Source organism: Lentzea roselyniae, assembly GCF_039537795.1.
Lineage (GTDB): Bacteria > Actinomycetota > Actinomycetes > Mycobacteriales > Pseudonocardiaceae > Lentzea > Lentzea atacamensis.
In genome coordinates this window covers 38006-59176 of record NZ_BAABBE010000008.1, presented here as the reverse complement: position 1 = coordinate 59176, position 21171 = coordinate 38006, and the positions used below count along the sequence as shown (strand labels likewise).

Here is a 21171-nt window from a genome sequence, read left to right as displayed (position 1 = left end):
CCTTGGCTCAGGTCGTGGTGAGGTCGTCGAGTGCGTTCTGGATCCGGTACAGGTACGTGAAGTCGCTCTCCCTGACTCCTCGCGGCACGGGGTTCGACGCCCAGTTCGCCGCGACCGAGGCCATTGCGGCGCCTGTAGGTCCCGCTACCGCAGCGCCTGCGCCAGCAGCCACGGTGAACCACGCCGTGCGCCGTACCCAACCTCCGAACCTGCATCGCCCGGCCTGCTCCAGGTCGGCCAGGGCCTGATCCAGTTCTTCCCGCACATCACGTTCGACGTCGGCCGGTTCCTCCATTCCGTGGGTGCGAGCCGCCTCCTTGACCAGGCGTTCAACGGCACGGATCAGTCGTCGCCGTTCATCGTCATAGCGTTGCCTGAACGCGATCACCGCAGCGGTGTCGACACCTGGAGGCGGTTCCGGCAAAAACCGGCCCACGTCCATGCGCGTAAGCAGATGCCCACCAACGCCAACGGCTGTGCAGTCACGTACCACCTGCGAGACTTCATTCGGATAAGCGGGCAGAAGGAGCGGTGCAGCGACGTCTCGCCTGAGCCGGCCGGCGAGTGCCACTGCGGTGCCCACCAAGATGGCCGTCTGCCAACTGTCGACTGCTACTGGTGCCACGGGCCGCGGCTGCCCTGCCCTCCACCATCCACCCGAGATTTCGTCGACCACTTCAGCCACAACCTCTGACCAAGCGGTTGGCCAGGAAGCGAAGTCGATTGCAACGAGATTCACCTCGGAGTCATGGGCGCCCGACGGCTTCGTCCCATCGGAAGCCCCGAAAGTGATCACGTGCCCGTTTCGGCGGGCAGCGGTTTTCAGACTCCGGCGCATGCCTTCGACCGATTCCTCGCGCACAGACGGGTCGTGCCACACGTCACGGATCGAACGTGGATGGAACACACCCGCATCCTGCGCGAGCGCGGTTCGATGTGACAGGCGGTGGCCGACGGGTACCAGAGTCGAGATCCTGTCCCTGTAGAGGATCGCGTGGTGGAGAACCTGTTCCGGCGGATTGATCTCGGGAACGCAGAGCAGCTCACGCATCTGGTGTCCTCCGGGGGCGGGGCAACGGTTCCCCAGTTCAACGCACCTGAACCAGCAACCGTTGCGTCCAGAGCCTCCGGCCACTCAGCCGACCGCGACCGCCAGTTGCGCGGCGAGATCTCCCTTCTGCACCACCAGAACGTCCTCCAGTCCCAGCCACTCGGCCATGTGCTTCAACTCGGCCGCCAGCTCGGCCGCGACCCGGCCGCGCTCAACCCCTTCCTCCGCGAACGCCGACTGCACCCGCAGCACGCCTGCTGCCCGGTCCGCCTTCAGGTCGACCCGCCCCACCAGCTGACCGTCCAGCAGGAACGGGAACACGTAGTAACCGTGCACCCGCCGCGGCTCCGGTACGTAGATCTCGATGCGGTACCGGAAGCCGAAGATCCGTTCCGTGCGCGCCCGCTCCCAGATCAGCGGGTCGAACGGGCACAGCAACGCGCGGCCCTCCACGCGCCGCGGCGCCTTCGCCTCGACGTGCCGGTAGCCGGTGCCGCGCCAGCCGTCGACCGACACGGGCTCCAGCACGCCGTCTTCCACCAGCGAGGCCACCGCGGTCTGGGAGCGGCGGGGGTCCAGGCGGTAGTAGTCGCGCAGGTCGGGCTCGGTGGCCACGCCCAGGGCCACGGCGGAGCGCTTGACCAGTTCGCGGGCGCCCTCTTCCGGCGTCCACCTCTGCGCCAGGACGTCCGGCGGGATGACGCGCTCGGTGAGGTCGTACAGGCGCTCGAAGCTGCGGCGGGTGCCGGTGGTCAGGACGCCGACGCCGAAGAGGACCTCGCACACCCGCTTGACCTCGGACCAGTCCCACCACGGGCCCTTGGAGCGGCTGGAGTCGCCGATCAGGGCCTTTTCCAGGGCGCCTGCACCGATCGGGCCGAGCTCCTTCACGGCGGCGAGGACCTCGTCCACCAGCTGCGGGGAGCGTTCGAGGATGGTCTGGTAGTTCTGCCACCAGCCGCGCTTCTTGGCTCCGGAGTGGAACAGCGGCCAGTCCAGCACCGGGACCAGCGACGCCTCGTGCGCCCAGGTTTCCACCAGCATGCGGGGTCTGCGCGACGAGTGCGTCCACGCGGCCTCGTCCAGCAGCGTCGGCTCGTAGGCGCCCAGGCGGGAGAAGAGCGGCATGTAGTGCGCGCGCACGGCCACGTTCACCGAGTCGATCTGCAGCAGCTGCACGCGCGAGAGCACCCGTTGCAGGTGCCTGCGGGTGGCCGTGGACGGCCTGGGGTCGGTGAAGCCCTGTGCGGCCAGGGCGATTCGGCGGGCCACGTCCGCGCTCATCCTCTGCACGTGGCCGATGTTGCCACGCACCCCTGACAATTCTGCGACGCGGCGTCGATAAGGTGCGGTTATGGCCGACGCCGGCGTGCACACCGCCACCGCTGCTGATCTTCCGGAGATCGTCCGCATCCATCGGGAGACGTGGCGGCTCGCCTATGCCCAGCTGCTGCCGCCGGAGGTGCTGGACACGCTCGACACCGACGAGGCGTGGGCGTTGGCCGTCCAGCAGAACGCGGTGCTCAAAGCGACTGAGGGCGACTTCATCGTCGGGTTCGTCGTGGCGAGCAAGGCTCCGGACGACGAAGTGGCCAGAGCGGACGGGTCGCTGCCACCGGACGCGGCGACGACCGCGCTGCTCAGCGTTCTCGTCGAACCGCGCTGGGGGAGGCGCGGCCACGGAACGCGGCTGGTCGCGGAGGCGTGCAGGCGCTTGGAGGAAGCCGGTGCGACGCGGGGGATCGCCTGGGTGCCGGAGGCGGACAAGGCGTCGCGGAACTTCTACGAACGGTTCGGCTGGACGGGTGACGGCACGGTACGCACGTTGGACGCAGGCGGGCGTCCGCTGCGCGAGGTCCGGGTGTCCGGGCCGCTGACCGTCCGGCTCGAGCACTGAGACCTGTGTAGCCTCGGCCAGGTGCTCGCCTTGGTTGGCCTCACCTTCGGGGTCGCGCTCGGCTCAGCGGTGGTCCCCTTCGTCAGCATCGAAGCCTGGGTTCTGGGACTGTGCACGCGCTGGCCGGACATCTCGTTCTGGATCGTCGGCCTGGTCGTGGCCGTCGGCCAGGTCCTGGGCAAGCTCGTTTACTTCTACGCGGCGCGGGGCGACATCCACCTGCCGAAGTTCTTCCACCGCAAGCCGAACGACAAGCCGTCGCGGTTTCGGCGCTGGTTCGGGCCGGGCACGCGCGTGCACCGCTGGTACGACTGGGTGCACGTGAAGTGCAAAGCGCACCCGAACTGGATGGCCGGCACCCACGCCGTGAGCTCGCTGGTCGGGGTGCCGCCGTTCATGGCGACGAGCGTTCTCGCCGGGCTCGCGGGCATGTCCACGGTGATGTTCGTCGTGACCGGCATGGTGGGCAGGTTCGCGAGGTTCAGCTTCCTCGCGGCCTCGCCGGCCATGGTGATGGCCTGGTTCTAATGGCTGAGGACGATCGACGCGGTCACTGAGAACGCGATCACGAGCGCGGCAACGGTGATGCGGGCTGAATCGAGCACGAAGTTGACGATATAGATCCGCCGCCGACGAAAGCCACGTGCAAACGGGTGAGAGCCGAATGATCTGGCTCTCACCCGCCGTTTCACGCCCGATTATTCAAGAACGAGGATGCCGTCGGGCAAGCCGGGAATGTCGTACGAATGCCACATCGGACGCCAGCCGGGCAGCTCCAGCATCCGGCGCAGGTCCGCGAAACCGCTGAGCCAGCCCATCCACGCGCCGTAGGGCGGCTTGCCGGTGTCGAACCCGCTCTGCACGAACGTCAGGTGCGTCCGGCCCTCCGAGCCCTTCAGCTCCCAGGACGCCACCATTCCTTCCTGGAAGTCGAGCGCGAAGTGCCCCTCGTCGAGCGCGATGATCTTCGCCGGGTGGTCGTTCTGCTCGAAGCTGCCCATCGTCCACCGGCCGCCGACGTGCGGCTCGATCTCCATTCGCGCCCCGAACCACCGCGCGAACACGTCCGGGTCGGTCAGCGCGTCGATGATGGCCGCCGGTGAGGCGGCGATGTCGAACTCGAACCGCTGCTCTGGCGTCGTGAAGTCGCAGAACCCCAGCACCGGCCGGCCCTCGACGTGTTCGACCAGGTTGCCCAGCACCAGCGGCCAGAACGTCTGGAGGATCTCCGCCTGCTCGTCCCCGAGGCCCCAGGACGGGTACGGCGTCTGCGCCACCGCGATGAGCGTCTCGCCGTCACGCTGCTCCACGCCGAGATCGACCGTGTACTCGGTGCCGTACAGCTGCCACGAGAAGCGCACCGACGTGTCGTCGTGGCCCAGCAGCTTCTGCCGGCCGCGTTCGCCGTCCGGGGTGTAGCGCCCCCAGAACTCGTACTCGCCGCCCTCCAGGTCCACGTGCGCGTGCTCGGCCAGCCACACCCGCAGGTCGTCGGCGGTGGTGAGTGCCTGGTAGATCCTGGCGACAGGCGCGGACGTGCGAACGCGGATGGTTCCGGTGCTCATCGGTTGTCTCCTTTGGGGTAGCAGGCGAGCGCGATGCGGAACGCATCCCCTTCCGCGCCGCCGTATCGGGTGAAGAGGTCCTGCAACGTCGTCTGCAGCTCGGCGAGGAACTGCTGGCGCTCTTCCGGCCGGACTCTGATCTCGCCGGACACGCCCACGGACGGCAGCTCGGCGTTGCGGTCCAGTGCCGCCACGTCCGCCTGCACCTGCTCGGCGAGGTCCACGAGATGCCCCAGTGCCAGCTCGTCGCGCGACCCGATCCGGCCGACCAGCCGCGGCGACAGCCAGTACGAACGCGCCACGGCCTGGTAGAGGCCTTCCTGGACGCCGCGCACCTTGCGTTCGGCGACCTGCGTGGCCAGGCCGGCCTTGACCAGCTGTTTCACGTGGTAGTGCACGCGTTGCGGCGTCTGGTCGAGCATCTCGGCGACCTCGGTGCACGAGCGCGGCGCGGCGAGCTGCCGCAGCACCTCCACGCGCTGCGGCTTGAGCAGGGTCTCGGCCTGCTCCATCCGGTCCAGATAGATCACGTCTCTCATCGTAAAAACAACTTTGAACGTTCAAAACTGTTTTGTCAATCCCACAGACAACTGACGGCTGACGGATATTGAAATCTGTCAGTCCATCGGCCACGGTGGAGTCACCGAAGAGACGAAGGAGTTCGGAGATGCAGAAGCGTCAGCTCGGAGCCACCGGCCCGGTCGTGTCCGCCATCGGGCTCGGCTGCATGGGCATGTCCCACAGCTACGGCCCGGCCGACCGTGACGAGAGCATCGCGACGATCCGCGCGGCGATGGACGCGGGCGTCACGTTGCTCGACACCGGTGACTTCTACGGGATGGGGCACAACGAGCTGCTCATCAGCGAGGCCGTCCGGGGCCGCAGGGACGAGGTGCAGCTCAGCGTCAAGTTCGGCGGGATGCGGGACGCGGACGGCGGGTTCATCGGCTTCGACACGAGGCCGGCCGCGGTCGCCAACTTCCTCGCGTACTCGTTGCAGCGGCTCGGCACCGACCACGTCGACATCTACCGGCCCGCGCGGCTCGACCCGAGCGTGCCGATCGAGGACACCGTCGGCGCCATCGCCGAGCAGATCGAGAAGGGCCACGTCCGGCACATCGGCCTCAGCGAGGTCGGCGCGGAGACCATCCGCAGGGCCCACGCCGTCCACCCGATCGCCGACCTGCAGATCGAGTACTCGGTGCTGGAACGCGGTGTCGAGCGGGAGATCCTGCAGACCACGCGCGAGCTCGGCATCGGCATCACGGCCTACGCGGTGCTCGCTCGCGGGCTGATCTCGGCCGCGCCGCCCGCCCTCGACGCCGGCGACTGGCGCGGCCACTCGCCCCGGTTCCAGGGCGACAACCTGAACCACAACGTCGTGCTCGTCCAGAAGCTCGACGAGATCGCGGAGAACAAGGGCGTCACGGTCGCGCAGCTGGCCATCGCCTGGGTCGCGGCGCGCGGTGAGGACGTGGTGCCTCTCGTCGGCACGACCAAGCGTGCGAGGCTGAGCGAGGCGATCGGTGCCGTCGACGTGACGTTCACCGAGCGGGAATTGCAGGAGATCGAGGCCGTTGTTCCTGTTGGGGCCGCTGCGGGCACGCGCTACGCGGCCGCGCAGATGGCCATGCTGGACAGCGAGAGGTGAGTACGTGGCGGAGGCGTTGACCTCAGAGGCGATCCTCGCGGCGACCGAAGAGGTCCTGCGCAGGTACGGGCCCGCCAAGGCGACGGTGGTCGACGTCGCCAAGGCGCTCGGGGTCAGCCACGGCAGCGTCTACCGCCACTTCGCCACGAAGGCCGCGCTCAGGGAGGCGGTGACCCGCCGCTGGCTCGACGCCGTCCACGAGCAGATGACGCCGAGGTTCGACCAGGGCCTCACCGTCGCCGAGACGTTGAAGACCTGGCTGCAGCAGCTCTTCGACAAGAAGCGGCACGGCCACACCGAGGACCCTGAGCTGTTCGCGACGTTCCAGGTGCTGGTCAAGGAGAGCAAGGCCATCCCCGAGTACCACATCAGGCACATGGTGGGTCTGGTCGCGCGCATCATTTCGGCGGGAGTGGAAACCCAGGAGTTCGTGACCGACGACGTGGCCGCGACGGCGAAGGCGGTCTGGGACGCGACGGAGAAGTTCCACCACCCCGCGCACGCGCAGGAGTGGGGGGATCCTCACATTCAGGACGCGTTCGACGCCGTCGTCTCACTGGTCATCGCCGGACTGCGGTACAACCGAACCCCGAGTGCCGCAGGCGATGCTTGAGGGTCACGGAGGTGAGCGGTGCCGCCTGACGAGTGGATCGATCTGCTGGGAGCGCCGGAAAGGCGTCCTGACCCGGTTGACTGGGACGCGGTCAAAGCGCGGGCGGGCACGGAACTGCCCGGCGACTACGTCCACCTCGCTGAGGCCTACCCCCCGCTGATCGTCGGCGGCTACGTCCGGATCCTGCACCCCACCGCGCGGGCCGGATTCATGAACTGGATGGCGCAGGCGCCCAAGATCCTGCGGGCGTTGCGCAGGCAGCCGGGTCTCCGCGTGCACCCGGACGTGCCGGGTCTGCTGCCGTGGGGCACGACGCTCAACGGCGACCACTGCCTCTGGTACACCCGCGGCGAGCCGGACGAGTGGACCGTGGTGATCACGGACCTGCGCCAGAGCTGGTCGTTCGACGGGAGCTTCTCGGCCTTCGTCCGGAAGTTCCTGACCGGCGAGATCCGCTGCCCGATCTTCCCGGACGACGTCCCCGGCGGCTCCAAGCCGTTCCAGGAGCCGTAGGGGACGCCGTCCGTTTCCTCCGACCCCCGGTCAGTTCGCGGCGGCTGTCACGAGCGCGTTGCCACTGCCTGTGCGGCCCGTGACCGACAGCGACGCGTCACCCAGCGGTTCGGCCGAGACCTCGAAGTCGCTGCGGGCGTTGCCGGACGTGGACACCAGGTCGATGCGCGCGAGCGTGCCCTGACGGATGCCCACGCGGATGTTGCCGGACCCGGTGCCGAGATGGATCTCGCCGGAAGCCGCGTCGGCCACGGTCAGGTCACCGCTGCCGGTGCGGACCTGGACGTTGCCCTGCACCGCGCCCAGCCACACGTCGCCGGTTCCGGTGATCAGCGTGGTGTTGCCGCCCACGGACGACACCTCGACGTCACCGCTGCCGGTCTTGGCCTTCAACGACGCGAGCATCGTGCCCAGCCGCACGGTTCCCGCGCCCGAGTTGACCTTGGCCTCGCCGGCCGCCCGGTCCGCGGACACGCTGCCCGTGCCGGTGTTCAGGTCGAGCCGGCCGGCGCCACCCGTCACGGTGACGTCAGCCGCGCCCGTCCGTGACGTCACGTGTGACCCCGCAGGTGCCGTCACGACCACGGACAGCGGCACCGCGCGCAACGGCAGCGCCTTGGACGACTCGATGCGCAAACGGTTGCCCAGCAGCTCGACGCGGGCGTCCCGGACCGCCTCCTCGGGACCGGCCGCCGCGGGAGCGCCCTTCTCGGGCCCGAACTGGCCGCTCACCCAGCTGAGCACGCTGGACAGGCCCTCTGTCCACGAGTTGCCGGCGGTCGGGTCGTGCCGCACCTCGACGTGCACGCCCGGCTCGTCCACCAGCCGCACCTGCACGCGCCCGCTGAGCAGCGAGATGTCGATCTCGGCGATGCCCGCGAACTCGAAGCTCTGCTGACGCACCACGCCTGTCGGTTCGGTCATCCCGCTCACCCCTGCACCCATCCGCGGACACGCGACCCGGAGCCGGTGCCTCCGCTCCACCCCTTGTGCTGATGCTTGTGCTTGCCGTGCACCGCGCCACCCACGGCCTGCTGGATGAACGAGTTCAGCGACACACCCTGGGCCGCCGCGGCGGCCTCGGCCTTCGACTTGAGCTCGTTGATCATGCGCAGCGTGATGCGGCTGATGTCACCCGTGGCGTCACCGAGCGGCACCTCGTGCCGCGGGGCGGGCTCAGGCTCCGGCTCCGCGGACCCGGTGACGACCACCTGGACGTCCCGGCCGGCCAGCCGAACCTCCACGACCTGGCCGTCCAGGGAGGCGGTGACCTCCGCGGCCAGGTCCGACAGTGCGTTCATGATTGCCAGTCGCGCGGCTGGTTCGAGCGCTGCGGACAACGCGGCGGCCGTTCGACGGGTGTTCTCGTCCCCCGCTGATGCGGCCGTCGCCAGGTCCTCGCGCAGTGACGCGATGTACGGCGACAGATCCATGACACCACTATGACGTCACTTCTGGTGTCGTGCAACCGCCACCTGGCATCAGGACTAATGTCCGGGGCATGCCGAGAGTGCGCTTGGTGGCGAAAACCGAGTTCATCCCACCGGACGACGTGCCGTGGACGACCGACGCGGACGGTGGCGCGGCGCTCGTCGAGTTCGCCGGCCGGGCCTGCTACCAGTCGTGGGACCGCTCGAACCCCATGACGAACACGAACGCGACGTTCCTGCACCACCTGCTCGACGTCGGCCACCTCGCCGCGTTCGAGCACGGCAGCGCGACGCTCTACCTGACCGAGCTGCCCCGCTCGCTCACCCACGAGCTGATCCGGCACCGGCACTTCTCGTACTCGCAGCTCTCCCAGCGCACCGACCCGACCGACGTGGTCGAGCCCGGGCTCATCGCCGGGGACCCGGAGTTGCACGCCCGGTTCGTCGCGGCGACCGAGGCGAGCCTCAAGGCGTACGAGGACCTGGTGCGGAGCCTGGAGAAGACGGTCAACGGCCGGCGCGCGCGGCAGATCGCCAGGTCAGTGCTGCCCAACGCGACCGGCACCGAGATCGTCGTGACGGGCAACTACCGCTCGTGGCGGCACTTCGTCGCGATGCGCGCGACCGAGCACATCAACGTCGAACTGCGCGAGCTCGCCGTCGCCTGCCTGCGTGAACTGATCAAGGCCGCGCCGAACGCGTTCGCCGACTTCGTGATCTCGACACTCCCGGACGGCACAGAAGTTGCTTCGAGCCCACTGGTGGTTGAAGGCTGACGCCCATGAAGCGGCTCATCGTGGACGTCCGCCCCGGCGAATACACGGTCACGCGCCTGGCGGCGGACGCCCCGCTCCCCGCCGGGCTGCTCGACCTGACCGACGTGCTGGTCTCCGTGACGAGGACCCCGGACGAACTGTCGATCATCGCGCCGTCGTCGTTCGCCCTGCCCGGCGAGAACGCGGAGAAGGGCTGGCGGCTGCTCACCGTGCGCGGGCCGCTGGAGTTCACGCTCACCGGCATCATGGCCGCGCTCGCGGGTGAGCTCGCCGCCGCGGGTGTCTCGCTCTTCGCGGTGTCCACTTACGACACCGACCACCTGCTCGTGAAGCACACCGACCTCGGTCGTGCCGTGCTCGCGCTGCGTGCCGCAGGTCACGAACTGGTTGTAGCGCCGGAAGTGTAGGAACCGATCCTCCACATGGCGGGTCTGAAGTACCGTCATCGCCCCCGGTTCTTCTGGTGTAGGAGCGCATGTTGCACGGACAGGCTGTCGAACCACGCGTCATCGCGGGCAGGTACGCCCTGGTAGCGGAGCTCGGTCGCGGTGGCATGGGCATCGTGTGGCGCGCGCAGGACCGTCACATCGGTCGCTTCGTCGCGATCAAGGAACTGCATCTGCCCGACGGCATCGCGCCCGAAGAACGCCGTGTGCTCGAAGAGCGCGCTCTGCGTGAGGCACGCACCGCGGGCAAGCTCAACGATCCCGGCATCGTGACGGTGTACGACGCGATCAACGAGAACGGCACGACGTACATCATCATGGAGCTGGTCGAGGCGGCGACGCTGTCGACGTTGATCAGCACCCACGGCCCGATGCCGCCGAACCAGGTGGTGTCGATCGCGCTGCAGGCGTTGTCCGCGCTCGAGACCGCCCACGCGGCCGGGATCGTGCACCGCGACGTCAAGCCCGGCAACCTGATGGTCCGCCCGGACGGCAAGCTCAAGCTCACCGATTTCGGCATCGCCCAGGCCGTCGACGACCCGCGCCTGACGACCAGTGGCAGCCTCATCGGCTCACCCGCGTACATGGCGCCGGAACGCATCCACGGCCACGAGGCGGGCCCGGCGGCCGACCTGTGGGCCCTGGGCGCCACCCTTTGCTACGCCGTCGAGGGCTGGAGCCCGTTCGAGCGCTCGTCCACGGCCTCGACGCTGCACGCGATCATGAGCGAGACGCCGCGGCTGACCCGCGCGACCGGTGTTCTCGGTGCCGTCATCACCGGTCTGCTGATCGCCGACCCGAACGCGCGGCTGTCCGGCCCGCAGGCCCGCGCGATGCTCGGCAGCATCGGCAACCAGCCGACGCCGCCCACCGGCATCCCGCCCGCTCAGACCCAGCAGTACCAGCAGACGAAGGCCGTCGACCCGGCGAAGAAGAAGCGCAACCGCATCCTCGCGCTGGTTGGTGCCGTGGTTCTCGCCGCGGCCGCGTTCACCGGCGGCATCTACGCGCACAGCTGGGCCACGGCGCCGGGCGGCAGCGGCAGCCAGGCGCTGACCTATGGCGAGGGCGGTGAGATCCCCGTCTTCGGTCTCTCCGAGAACGTCTGCGGCAACGGCCAGGTCGCGCCCACCAAGCAGCTCGACTCCGACAGCCGCGAGGAGTGCGACAAGCCGCACGACTTCGAGGTGTTCGACGCCGTGGAGACGCTGCCGGTGCAGTCGAACCTGCCCGACGCGGCCTACCCCGGCATCGACGCGCTGAGGAACCTCGGCCTCTCCCGCTGCGAGCTGACGCTGAAGTCGCAGTGGATCAAGGACGGCGGCAAGCTCAAGCTCACCACCTTGATCCCCACCGAGTCGGCGTGGAAGAAGGACAAGAACGACAACGCGCAGCGCCGCATCTACTGCGTGGCGGGCAAGAAGGACGGCAGTTCTCTCGACGGCACCATCAGCGCGAAGAAGGACAACTAGCGTGAAGAGAAGGATCATCTCCGTCCTGCTGGCGCTCGGCTGCGCGGCCACCCTGTCGGCCTGCTCCGGCAACGAGGACAAGTTCGTCGCCGAGCTCAAGGCCGCCGGTTTCACCGGCATCGGCGAGCCCAGCACGGAGAAGTCGAAGAAGTCCAAGAAGATCGGCAAGCGCACGGTGAAGTCCTCGGAGAAGACCATCGAGGTCACCGTGCGGGTGAAGGGCTGCGACCTGGAGTTCGCCAAGACCTCCGGCCAGTCCGGCTACTGGCTGGACGAACTGCACGTCAACGGGCAGGAACCGGACTGGCCCGGCTACCCGGAGAACCTGAACCGCGAGCAGGTGGTCGCCCTGATGGCCGGCAACTCGGCCAAGCCTGACGGCTTCACCAGCTGCTACGAGCCGAACGAGTCCTGAGCCGGTTGTGGTGCAATGGTCGGGTGAGTCTCGCCCGTGAAGAGCGCAAAGCACTCGTCGAACTGATGACCGAGCTCGGCCCGGACGCGCCGACGTTGTGCGGCACGTGGCTGACCAAGGATCTTGCCGCCCACCTCGCGATCCGCGAGCGGCGGCTGGACACCGCGCCCGGCATCCTGCTGCCGGTCTTCACGAAGTGGACCGAGAAGGTCCAGGAGGACTACGCGCACAAGGCGTGGAGCGAGCTCCTCGACCTCGTGCGCACGCCGCCGTTCTGGGTCCAGCCCATCGACGCGTACATCAACGCAACCGAGTACTTCGTGCACCACGAGGACGTGCGGCGCGCACGGACCGACTGGGAGCCGCGGCCGTACGACGCGAGGCGGGAGAACGCGCTGTGGAAGCTGCTGCCGTTCACCGCCAAGTTCACCTACCGGTCGTCCCCGGTCGGCGTGACCCTCGTGCGGCCCGATGGCGAGCACATGGTCGCCAAGCCGGGCGCGAACGGCGTGGTGATCACCGGCGAGGTGTCCGAACTCGTGATGCTCGCGTTCGGGCGCGACGAGGCTCGCGTGGAATACAGCGGTGACGCCGACGCGGTCGAACGCGTGCGGTCGTTGAACCGAAGTGTCTGATCTCGGGTAGTTTCTGCGCATGCCCGGAAGCCCGTACGCAGCGCCGAACCGCCCGTTCGGCCGCGTTCTCACCGCCATGGTCACGCCGTTCGACACCCGCGGCGAGGTCGACCTCGCCAAGGCGCAGGAGCTGGCGAAACACCTGGTGGACCTGGGCAACGACGGCCTGGTCGTCAACGGCACGACCGGAGAGAGCCCGACGACGACCGACCGCGAGAAGGCAGCGCTGATCACGGCCGTCGTCGAAGCCGTGGGCGACCGGGCCACCGTGGTGGCCGGCGCGGGTACCTATGACACCGCGCACAGCATCCACCTCGTGCAGCAGGCCGAGAAGGCGGGCGCGCACGGCGCACTCGTCGTGACGCCGTACTACTCGCGGCCGCCGCAGGAGGGCCTGCTCGCGCACTTCACCGCCGTCGCCGACGCGTCGGACCTGCCGGTGATGCTCTACGACATCCCGCCGCGCGCGGTCGTGCCGATCGAGGTCGACACGCTCCTGCGCCTGGCAGAACACCCGCGGATCCTGGCCGTGAAGGACGCCAAGGGCGACCTGCACGCGGGCAGCAGGGTGATCGCGAGCACCGACCTCGCCTACTACTCGGGTGACGACCCGCTGAACCTGCCGTGGCTGTCCGTCGGCGCCGTCGGGTTCGTGAGCGTCATCGGCCACCTCGCCGCGGACCGCCTCCGCGACCTGGCCGACGCCTACGAGTCGGGTGACGTGGTGCGCGCGAAGGAGATCCACGAGTCGCTGCTGCCGCTGCTGCGACCCTTCCGCCGGGTTCCCGGCGTGACCTACACGAAGGCCGCACTGCGCCTGCGCGGACTGGACGTGGGCGACCCGCGTCTGCCGCTGGTGCCCGCCGCGGCCGAAGACATCGAGGCCATCGCGGCCGAACTGGGAGTCAACGCGTGACCCAATCGACCGAAATCCCGCCCGCTCTGCCGGAAGGCGGTCTGCGGATCGTCGCACTCGGCGGAATCGGCGAGATCGGCCGCAACATGACGGTTTTCGAGCACGCCGGCCGGCTGCTCGTCGTCGACTGCGGCGTTCTTTTCCCCGAAGACGACCAACCGGGCGTCGACCTGATCCTGCCCGACTTCCGCGCCATCGAGGACCGGCTCGACGACATCGACGCCATCGTCCTGACGCACGGCCACGAGGACCACATCGGCGCGGTCCCGTTCCTGTTGAAGCTGCGCCCCGACCTGCCGGTCGTGGGCTCCCGCTTCACGCTGGCGCTGCTCGCGGCGAAGTGCAAGGAGCACCGCCAGAACCCGCGGCTGGTGGAGGTCCGCGAGGGCCAGCGTTCGTCCTTCGGGCCGTTCGAGCTGGAGTTCTTCGCGGTCAACCACTCGATCCCGGACGCGCTGGCCGTCGCCATCAGGACCACCGCCGGGCTCGTGCTGCACACCGGTGACATCAAGCTGGACCAGCTGCCGCTGGACGGCCGGCTGACCGACCTGGCGGGCTTCTCGCGGCTGGGCGACGAGGGCGTGGACCTGTTCCTGGTCGACTCGACCAACGCCGAGGTGCCCGGCTTCGTCGTGCCGGAGCGCGAGATCGGCCCGGTGCTGGAGAACGTGATCCGCAAGGCCCGTCAGCGGGTCATCGTCGCGTGCTTCGCCTCGCACGTGCACCGCGTGCAGCAGGTTCTCGACGTCGCCGTGCAGTACAAGCGCAAGGTCGCGTTCGTGGGGCGCTCGATGGTCCGCAACATGGGCATCGCGTCGGATCTGGGCTTCCTGAACGTCCCCGATGGCCTGTTCGTCGACCTGGACGAGGCCATGCGGATGGAGGAGGACGAGGTCCTCTTCGTGTCGACCGGTTCGCAGGGCGAGCCGCTGTCGGCGTTGTCGCGCATGGCCCGCGGCGAGCACCGGCAGATCTCGATCCGCGAGGGCGACACGGTGATCCTCGCGTCGTCGCTGATCCCCGGCAACGAGAACGCGGTCTTCAACGTCGTCAACGGCCTCGCCAAGCTGGGCGCGACCGTCGTGCACCAGGGCAACGCCAAGGTTCACGTCTCCGGTCACTCCCCGGCGGGCGAGCTCCTGTTCCTCTACAACGCCGTCCGGCCGTCCAACGTGATGCCGGTGCACGGCGAGTGGCGGCACCTCCGGGCGAACGCGGCTCTCGCGGTCGCGACCGGTGTGGCCGAGGACCACGTGGTGATCGCCGAGGACGGCGTCGTCGTGGACCTGATCGACGGCAAGGCCGCCGTCAGCGGCCGCGTCGTCGTCGGCCACGTGTACGTCGACGGTCTGTCCGTGGGTGACGTCGGCGAGTCGACGTTGTCCGACCGGCTGGTCCTGGGCGAGGGCGGGTTCATCTCGATCTCCGTCGCCATCGACACCGCGACCGGCAGGGCCGTGTCGTCGCCGACGATCTCCGGGCGCGGCTTCTCGGACGACCCCAAGGCGCTGGACCAGGTCGTGCCGCTCGTCGAGATGGAGCTGGCGCGCACCGAGGCCGAGGGCATCACCGACACGCACCGGGTCGCTCAGGCGGTGCGGCGGGTCGTGGGCCGCTGGGTCGCCGAGACGTACCGCCGCCGGCCGATGATCGTGCCCACCGTCATCCCGGTCTGATCAACGACCGTGACCCTGCTGTGATCTGCGTCCCTCTCGTCCGCTAAAGTCAGATCTCTGACCTTGGACGAGGGGGACGCCCATGGCCGATGAGTTTGTTCCGCCCGGCAAAGACGACATTCTTCTGCCGCCCATCTTCACCTGGCACGATCCACTCGGACTGCCGTTCACGTTCGCGCCGACCAAACCGCAGGTCCTGCTGGTCCTGTCGGTCGTCATCATCCTGACGTTCTTCCTCGTCACCACGAGGAACCTGAAGATCGTCCCGAGCCGCTGGCAGTTCGCCGCCGAGTCGGTCTACGACTTCGGCCGCAACACGATCGCGCGGGAGCAGATCGGTGCGAAGGAGTTCACGCCGTACGTGCCGCTGATCGTCAGCATCTTCTGCTTCGTGCTGGTGAACAACGTCTACGGGCTGATCCCGCTCGTGCAGTTCCCGACGTTCACGCACAGCGGGTTCCCGTTCGCGATCGCGCTGATCATCATCTTCCCGCTCTACCACTTCGTGGGCATCAGGAAGTTCGGCCTCAAGGGCTACCTGCGCAACCAGTTCATCATCGCGGACGTGCCGAAGCCGGTGCTGTGGGGTCTGCTGATCCCGACCGAGGTCATCCTGAAGTTCTTCTTCGACCCGGTGAACCTCGCGATCCGGGTGTTCGCGGCGATGTTCGCGGGCCACCTGCTGGTGCTGGTGTTCACGCTCGGCGCCGAGTTCCTGTTGCTGCAGGCCCCGATCTGGCTCAAGCCGTTGTCGGCGCTGGGCTTCGCGCTCGCCATCGCGCTGTACCTGCTCGAGGCGCTGGTGCAGGTCCTGCAGGCCTACATCTTCGCCCTGCTGTCGGCGCACTTCATCGGCCGTGCGCTGGCCGAGCAGCACTAAGGGATCTGCGCATGCTCGAGATCGTGGTGAAACGGAGAACGGGGAGCGGCACGTCCGTGTGTCCATCGAGGAGCTGGCTGCGCTGGTCCGGCGAATCGGTGGCGAGGGTGACCGGTTTCTGGTGGTTCAGCGGATACCCGACCTGCCCGACGTCTCGTCCAGGTCTGGCACGAGGCCGGTGGTGACTACGAGCTGGAGCATCGCGCAGGTGCCGCTGACCGGCACTTCCAGGTGACGTCGGACGCGCCCGACGTCGTGATCGAGACGATCACCGGCTGGGCCCGCCAGGACGCCGGTCGGAACAACGGTCCGGCCTGGTCGCTGCTGGACATGGGGCCCGTCCGCGAGGCGCCGCGGCTCGATCTCGACGAGGACGAGCGCGCGGAGTTGGAGAACCGCGTCCGCGAGGTGCTGGTCGGCGGCTACGCCTCCCGCGCCGAACTGGCCGAGCTCGCCGAGGAGTACCTGGTCACCGAGAACCGCAGGCCCGTTTCGCGTGCGCAGGCGCAGGCGCTGGCCGACCGGTTGTGGCTCGAGCGGGTCGCGGAGCAGGCCTCATGGCAGGGGAGACCGATCCTGAGCGGCTCACTCGCGCGTTCGCCGCACTGCGGGAGGCAGGTATCACCGCCCGCGAGAACTTCACCTGTTGCCGTAGTTGCGGCGAGTCCGAAATCGGCGGTGAAGGCGGCTCCGATCCCGCGGCTTCGTCTACTTCCACACCCAGTGCACGGATTCCGCCGCGGCCAGTCACGGGCTGACGCTCGTCTACGGCGGCTTCGACGGGTCGTCCGAGACCACTGCGGCCATCGGCCACGAGGTCGTGGCCGCCCTCGAAGCGGTCGGCCTCCACACCGAGTGGGACCGCGACCCCGGCAGGGCCATCACCGTCAGTCCTCTGGACTGGCGCCGCCGCCTGGTCGGTTAGGGACGTTGGCACACCAGGTGCAGCGACTCCTCGGGCGTGGCGCCGGGGAAGGACGGCGTGAAAACCGGCCGGCTCCGGCGCACGACCCGCAGACCGACGTTGCCGAGGTGCTCCTCGAAGTTCTCCTCGGAGAACGAGGACACCTCGATCTCCTGGCCCATCCACGGCAGCGTGATCTGCTCGACGTCGATGGCCACGGTGGCGAGGAAGAAGTGGCCGCCGGGCCGCAGCCACGCCGAGACGCGGCCGAGGGTCTGGATGATCTCGGCCTGCGGCATCTGCAGCAGGGAGAAGACGGCGCAGATGACGTCCCACGAACCGGCCGGCGACTCGAAGTCGCGGATGTCGATCTTGTGGAACGTCGCTTCCGGGACCTGGGCGGTCGCGATGTCGACCATCACCGGGGACACGTCCAGGCCGGTGACCTTCATGCCCGCCTTGGCGAGGGTGCGCGCGACGGGAACGCCCGTGCCGCAACCGATGTCGAGCACGCGCGAGCCGGAGGGCTGCGTCGCGGCGAACCAGGCGAGGGTGCCGTGCAGCGCCGGCTGGTGCGACCAAGCGCGTTGGTATTCCAGCCCGAGCGTGTCGAAGACATCGGCCGCGTTCATCTCCGCCCCCTCATTTCGGCCCAATCCACCTGATGTGAAGTGTGGAGAAGCCCTCTGCACGGCCTCTGGATGGCTTCTGGACGAAAACTGACGGTAGGTTGCTAGGTGACTGCGGACAGCGACGGAGTGAGACACACGGTGCGGAACGAGTTGCGCGTCAGCATGCTGGGCGCGCTCGCGGCGACGGTGGACGGTCAGGAGCTCACCCTGGGTCCACCGCGGCAGAGAGCTGTGCTCGCGGTGCTCGCCTTGCGTGCCAACCACGTCGTCTCCCGCAGCGAGCTGATCGACGCCGTCTGGGGTGACGAGCCGCCCGCCAGCGCGGACAACGGCATCCACACCTACGTGGCCGGCCTGCGCAGACTCTTCGAACCGGGCAGGGCCTCGCGGGCGCCGAGCTCGGTGCTGCTCTCGACGGACGCTGGATACTTGCTGAGGCTCCCGTCCGGTAGTTCCGACGTCGCCATGTTCCGCGCCCATCTGGACGAGGCCGGACGGCTGCGTGCTCAACCCGCGGACGCCATCAGCGCGTTCGACGCTGCTTTGGGCTTATGGCGCGGCATCGCGCTGGAGGGCGTGCCAGGACCGTTCGCCGCCGTGGAACGTGCGCGCCTCGCCGAAATGCGACTGACGGCCGTGGAGCAGCGCGCCGCGTTGATGCTGTCCGTCGGGCGTGAGGCTGAGGTGGCGGCGGAGCTCACGACGTTGATCAGTGCGCACCCGTTGCGCGAGAGGCTCCACGGCCTGCTGATGTCCGCGTTGTATCGCGGCGGCAGGCAGGCGGAGGCTCTCGCCGTCTACACGGACCTGCGCCGGCTGCTGATCGAGGAGCTCGGCATCGAGCCCGGACCAGAGCTTCGCCAGCTCCACGAACGACTTCTCGTCGGCCGCCACGACCCGCAGCCGGAACCCGCGGCGCCCGCGCTGGTGCCCGTCCAGCTGCCGCACGAGATCCGCGACTTCACCGGCCGCGCCAAGGAACTCGCGAAGCTCGCCGAACTCGTCCCGCACGACCACTCCCCGGTGCTCGTCGCCATCACCGGCACCGGCGGTGTCGGCAAGACCGCGCTCGCCGTCCGGTTCGCGCACCAGGTCGCTTCCCGGTTCCCCGACGGGCAGCTGCACGTCGACCTGCGCGGGTTCGACGCGTCGTCGCCGCCCGTGCAGCCCGTCGCCGCTCTGCACCAGCTCCTGCAGAGTCTCGGTGTGCCGGCCGAACGCATCCCGGACGACCTGCCCGCGAAGTCCGCTCTGTACCGGAGTGTGCTCGCAGGCAAACGGGTGCTGGTGCTGCTCGACAACGCGCGGCTCGCCGAACAGGTGCGCCCGCTGCTGCCGGGCCGTTCGTCGTCGATGGTGCTGGTGACCTCGCGCAACCACCTCGGCGGCCTGGTCGCCCGCGATGGCGCGCACTCGGTGACGTTGTCGACGCTGACCCGCGACGAAGCCTTGGCGTTGCTGACTTCCGCGGTGGGTTCGGACCGTGTCGCCGCCGAACCCGATGCCGCCGCGAAACTCGTCGAGCTGTGCGGCCACCTGCCGCTGGCGGTGCGGATCGCGGCCGAACGCGTCGTCACCCGGCCGCACCTGACGCTGGCCGATCTGGCCGGCGACCTCGCCGACGAACGCGACCGGCTCAACGTGCTGGCGACCGGCGACGACGAGGACACGGCAGTGCGCGCGGCGTTCTCGTGGTCGTACCTGGCCCTGAAGCCGGACGCGGCGAGGATGTTCCGCCTCATCGGCCTGCATCCCGGCGCCGAGATCAGCCTGAACGCCGCCGCCGCGCTGACCGGCGTGCCGGTGTCCAAGGCGCGGATGCTGCTGGACGTGCTGGCAGGCGGTCACATGCTGGAGGAGGTCGCTCGCGGCCGCTTCCGCCTGCACGATCTGCTGCGCCTGTACGCCACGGAGCTCAGTGCCACCGAGGAGTCTTCCGAGGGCCGCTCCGAAGCCGTGAAACGCCTGCTGCGGTGGTACTTCGACACCGCGAACGCCGCCGGCACCGTGATCGCCCCGCCGGACCACCCGTCGTTTCTGCTCCCGTCGCTGTCCACTCAGGACTTCACCTCCCACGACGAGGCCTTCTCCTGGTGCCGCAGGGAGTCCTCGAACCTGTTGGCAGTGTCCCGCCTCGCCGAGGACCACCACTCGCCCACGGCCTGGCAGATCCCGGTCGCGCTGTGGAACTACTTCATCGTCTCCAGCGCACTGGACGAGTGGACCCGCACCTACCGCATCGCCGAACGCGCCGCGGCCCGCGACGGCAACCAGGCCGCCCGCTCCTGGGCGATCCACGGCCAGGGCCTCGCCGCCTTCCGCGGCCAGCGCTTCGCCGACGCCCTCGAGCTCTTCGACCGTGCTCTGTCGATCCGCCGCGAGATCGGCGACCAGGTCGGCGCCGCGTGGAGCCTCACCGGCCTGGGCATGGCGTACGGCGGCATGCGCCAGTTCGACCTCGCCGTCGACAGGTTCGGAGAGGCTCTGAAGGGCCACGCCGAGGTGGGGTCGTGGTTCGGCGAGGGCGGCACGCGCATGTTCCTGAGCGACATCCTCCGCTCGGCCGGCCAGTACGAGGCCTCGCTGGCCTCGGCCCGGACGGCGTTCGAGCTGATGGACTCCCACGACGCCGTGCACGGCAAGGCGATGGCCCTGGTCAGCATCGGCTGGGCGCAGTTCAAGCTGGACCACCGGATCGAGGCCCGCGACTCGTTCCGGCGCGCGCTCGGTTTCCTGCGGGTGCTGGGCGACCGCAAGAGCCTCGCGGAAGCGTTGCACGGTTTGGGGGAGACGAGCGCGGGCCAGCCCGACGTCGCCCGCACGCACCTGCTCGAAGCGTTGACGATCTACGAGGACTACGACCACCCGCTCACCGCGGAAGTGCGGGCGCGGCTGCACGAGTTGGCATAGAACTATTTCGTGCACTTCGTAGAACACGGTGCGGGCACCCCGGTGCTCGCGATTCACGGCTGGACCCCCGACCACCGCCTGATGCTCGGCTGCCTGGAGCCGTTCTTCGAGACCAGGCCCGGTTATCGGCGCCTTTACCCCGACCTGCCGGCGATGGGGAAGTCGCCGGCGGACGGCATCGACTCCAGCGACGACATGCTTGCGGCGCTTGAGGAGTTCGTCGACACCCAGATCGGCGGCCCGTTCCTGTTGGTCGGGGAGTCCTACGGCGGTTACCTCGCACGGGCCTTGGCGCATCGGCGACCGGATCAGGTGCGCGGGCTGGCGCTGATCTGCCCGACCGGTACCAACGTGTTCCTGGCCGACCGGACGCTGCCGCGGTTCCAGGTGCGCCGGTCGGACGGCGTCGTGCTCGATCCCGGACTGGCCGCGCAGTTCGACGGCATGGCCGTGGTGCGGACGGCGGAAACGGCGCGGCGCTTCGCCGCCGAGATCGTGCCCGGTCTCGAGCTCGCGGATCGCGACGCGATGGAGCGGATCCACGGGAGGTGGGTCCTGTCCGCCGATCCGGAGCTGGGGACGTACGAGCGGCCCGCGTTGTTCCTGACCGGCCGCCAGGACAACGTGACCGGCTACGAGGACGTCTACGCGTTGCTGCCGCACTACCCGTACGCGTCGTTCGCCGTGCTGGACACCGCTGGGCACAACCTGCAGATCGAGCAGCCTGTGCTGTTCAACGCGCTCATGGGGGAGTGGCTGGATCGGGTTGCCGAGTCAGGGTGATCCCTG

Annotated in this window: 23 protein-coding genes and 1 pseudogene; 17 read left to right on the top strand and 7 right to left on the bottom strand. The window is 68.9% G+C overall.

Features of this window, described 5'->3' with window-relative positions; genetic code table 11:
- Positions 1–7 precede the first annotated feature (7 nt).
- Positions 8–1051 (bottom strand): hypothetical protein, encoded by a 1044-nt coding sequence (locus ABFX45_RS16065; protein WP_346130719.1) that lies wholly within the window; start codon positions 1049–1051, stop codon positions 8–10.
- Positions 1052–1135: 84 nt separating this feature from the next.
- A complete protein-coding gene (locus ABFX45_RS16060; RefSeq protein WP_346131012.1) occupies positions 1136–2335 on the bottom strand; it encodes a winged helix-turn-helix domain-containing protein in 1200 nt (399 codons plus the stop codon).
- A gap of 70 nt (positions 2336–2405) precedes the next feature.
- Here ABFX45_RS16060 and ABFX45_RS16055 point away from each other — a divergent pair, with 70 nt between their 5' ends.
- The gene (locus ABFX45_RS16055) at positions 2406–2948 is read left to right on the top strand and encodes a GNAT family N-acetyltransferase (RefSeq protein WP_109633778.1); all 543 of its coding nucleotides are present in this window, start codon (positions 2406–2408) and stop codon (positions 2946–2948) included.
- A gap of 21 nt (positions 2949–2969) precedes the next feature.
- Complete coding sequence (locus ABFX45_RS16050; protein WP_325051032.1) at positions 2970–3476, top strand: YqaA family protein; 507 nt, start codon at positions 2970–2972, stop codon at positions 3474–3476.
- A 170-nt stretch (positions 3477–3646) separates the two neighbouring features.
- Here ABFX45_RS16050 and ABFX45_RS16045 read toward each other — a convergent pair whose 3' ends face one another.
- Both ABFX45_RS16045 and ABFX45_RS16040 read right to left on the bottom strand, forming a co-directional pair.
- Entirely contained in the window at positions 3647–4513 is an 867-nt protein-coding gene (locus tag ABFX45_RS16045; RefSeq protein ID WP_346130716.1) for an SRPBCC domain-containing protein, read from the bottom strand.
- The gene (locus tag ABFX45_RS16040; RefSeq protein ID WP_109633772.1) at positions 4510–5052 is read right to left on the bottom strand and encodes a winged helix-turn-helix domain-containing protein; all 543 of its coding nucleotides are present in this window, start codon (positions 5050–5052) and stop codon (positions 4510–4512) included. Before ABFX45_RS16040 ends, ABFX45_RS16045 begins: the two co-directional genes overlap by 4 nt.
- A 128-nt stretch (positions 5053–5180) precedes the next feature.
- Between ABFX45_RS16040 and ABFX45_RS16035 the strand changes: the two genes are divergently transcribed.
- From ABFX45_RS16035 to ABFX45_RS16025, 3 genes are read left to right on the top strand one after another with little or no spacing between them, the layout of a single operon-like run.
- Positions 5181–6164: an aldo/keto reductase gene (locus ABFX45_RS16035; RefSeq protein ID WP_346130713.1), complete on the top strand. Its 984-nt coding sequence runs from the start codon at positions 5181–5183 to the stop codon at positions 6162–6164.
- A 4-nt stretch (positions 6165–6168) separates the two neighbouring features.
- Entirely contained in the window at positions 6169–6777 is a 609-nt protein-coding gene (locus ABFX45_RS16030; protein ID WP_346130711.1) for a TetR/AcrR family transcriptional regulator, read from the top strand.
- A gap of 18 nt (positions 6778–6795) precedes the next feature.
- Positions 6796–7290: a hypothetical protein gene (locus ABFX45_RS16025; protein ID WP_109633765.1), complete on the top strand. Its 495-nt coding sequence runs from the start codon at positions 6796–6798 to the stop codon at positions 7288–7290.
- Between the two features lie 30 nt (positions 7291–7320).
- Here ABFX45_RS16025 and ABFX45_RS16020 read toward each other — a convergent pair whose 3' ends face one another.
- Positions 7321–8214 carry a DUF4097 family beta strand repeat-containing protein gene (locus ABFX45_RS16020; protein ID WP_109633763.1) on the bottom strand — a complete coding sequence of 298 codons (894 nt, stop codon included), beginning with the start codon at positions 8212–8214 and terminating at the stop codon, positions 7321–7323.
- Between the two features lie 5 nt (positions 8215–8219).
- The gene (locus tag ABFX45_RS16015; RefSeq protein ID WP_109633761.1) at positions 8220–8723 is read right to left on the bottom strand and encodes a toxin-antitoxin system HicB family antitoxin; all 504 of its coding nucleotides are present in this window, start codon (positions 8721–8723) and stop codon (positions 8220–8222) included.
- Positions 8724–8791: 68 nt separating this feature from the next.
- Here ABFX45_RS16015 and thyX point away from each other — a divergent pair, with 68 nt between their 5' ends.
- From thyX to ABFX45_RS46475, 10 genes and pseudogenes are all read left to right on the top strand, one after another.
- Complete coding sequence (gene thyX / locus ABFX45_RS16010) at positions 8792–9496, top strand: FAD-dependent thymidylate synthase (protein ID WP_109633759.1); 705 nt, start codon at positions 8792–8794, stop codon at positions 9494–9496.
- Between the two features lie 5 nt (positions 9497–9501).
- Positions 9502–9903, top strand: coding sequence for an ACT domain-containing protein (locus ABFX45_RS16005; protein ID WP_109633757.1), 402 nt, complete (start codon positions 9502–9504; stop codon positions 9901–9903).
- A gap of 68 nt (positions 9904–9971) precedes the next feature.
- A complete protein-coding gene (locus ABFX45_RS16000; RefSeq protein WP_109633755.1) occupies positions 9972–11414 on the top strand; it encodes a serine/threonine-protein kinase in 1443 nt (480 codons plus the stop codon).
- A 1-nt stretch (position 11415) separates the two neighbouring features.
- Entirely contained in the window at positions 11416–11829 is a 414-nt protein-coding gene (locus tag ABFX45_RS15995; protein ID WP_346130707.1) for a hypothetical protein, read from the top strand.
- A gap of 23 nt (positions 11830–11852) precedes the next feature.
- A complete protein-coding gene (locus ABFX45_RS15990; protein WP_109633751.1) occupies positions 11853–12464 on the top strand; it encodes a TIGR03085 family metal-binding protein in 612 nt (203 codons plus the stop codon).
- A 19-nt stretch (positions 12465–12483) separates the two neighbouring features.
- Positions 12484–13380 (top strand): 4-hydroxy-tetrahydrodipicolinate synthase, encoded by an 897-nt coding sequence (gene dapA, locus ABFX45_RS15985; RefSeq protein ID WP_109633748.1) that lies wholly within the window; start codon positions 12484–12486, stop codon positions 13378–13380.
- Entirely contained in the window at positions 13377–15056 is a 1680-nt protein-coding gene (locus ABFX45_RS15980; protein WP_109633745.1) for a ribonuclease J, read from the top strand. The genes dapA and ABFX45_RS15980 overlap by 4 nt, the downstream gene beginning before the upstream one ends.
- Before the next feature lie 82 nt (positions 15057–15138).
- Positions 15139–15936 carry a F0F1 ATP synthase subunit A gene (atpB, locus tag ABFX45_RS15975; protein WP_346130704.1) on the top strand — a complete coding sequence of 266 codons (798 nt, stop codon included), beginning with the start codon at positions 15139–15141 and terminating at the stop codon, positions 15934–15936.
- 58 nt (positions 15937–15994) lie between these two features.
- The gene (locus ABFX45_RS15970) at positions 15995–16171 is read left to right on the top strand and encodes a hypothetical protein (protein WP_346130702.1); all 177 of its coding nucleotides are present in this window, start codon (positions 15995–15997) and stop codon (positions 16169–16171) included.
- Between the two features lie 95 nt (positions 16172–16266).
- Positions 16267–16861, top strand: a pseudogene (locus tag ABFX45_RS46475) (DUF6891 domain-containing protein).
- On the opposite strand, the gene ABFX45_RS15965 reads toward ABFX45_RS46475, so the two are convergent.
- On the bottom strand, positions 16858–17472 hold the full coding sequence (locus ABFX45_RS15965; RefSeq protein ID WP_109633740.1) for a class I SAM-dependent methyltransferase: 615 nt from the start codon (positions 17470–17472) through the stop codon (positions 16858–16860). The pseudogene ABFX45_RS46475 and the gene ABFX45_RS15965 overlap by 4 nt on opposite strands.
- A gap of 138 nt (positions 17473–17610) precedes the next feature.
- On the opposite strand from ABFX45_RS15965, the gene ABFX45_RS15960 reads away from it, so the two are divergent.
- On the top strand, positions 17611–20382 hold the full coding sequence (locus ABFX45_RS15960; RefSeq protein WP_346130700.1) for an AfsR/SARP family transcriptional regulator: 2772 nt from the start codon (positions 17611–17613) through the stop codon (positions 20380–20382).
- Between the two features lie 9 nt (positions 20383–20391).
- A complete protein-coding gene (locus tag ABFX45_RS15955) occupies positions 20392–21165 on the top strand; it encodes an alpha/beta fold hydrolase (RefSeq protein ID WP_109633735.1) in 774 nt (257 codons plus the stop codon).
- Positions 21166–21171: the final 6 nt, after the last annotated feature.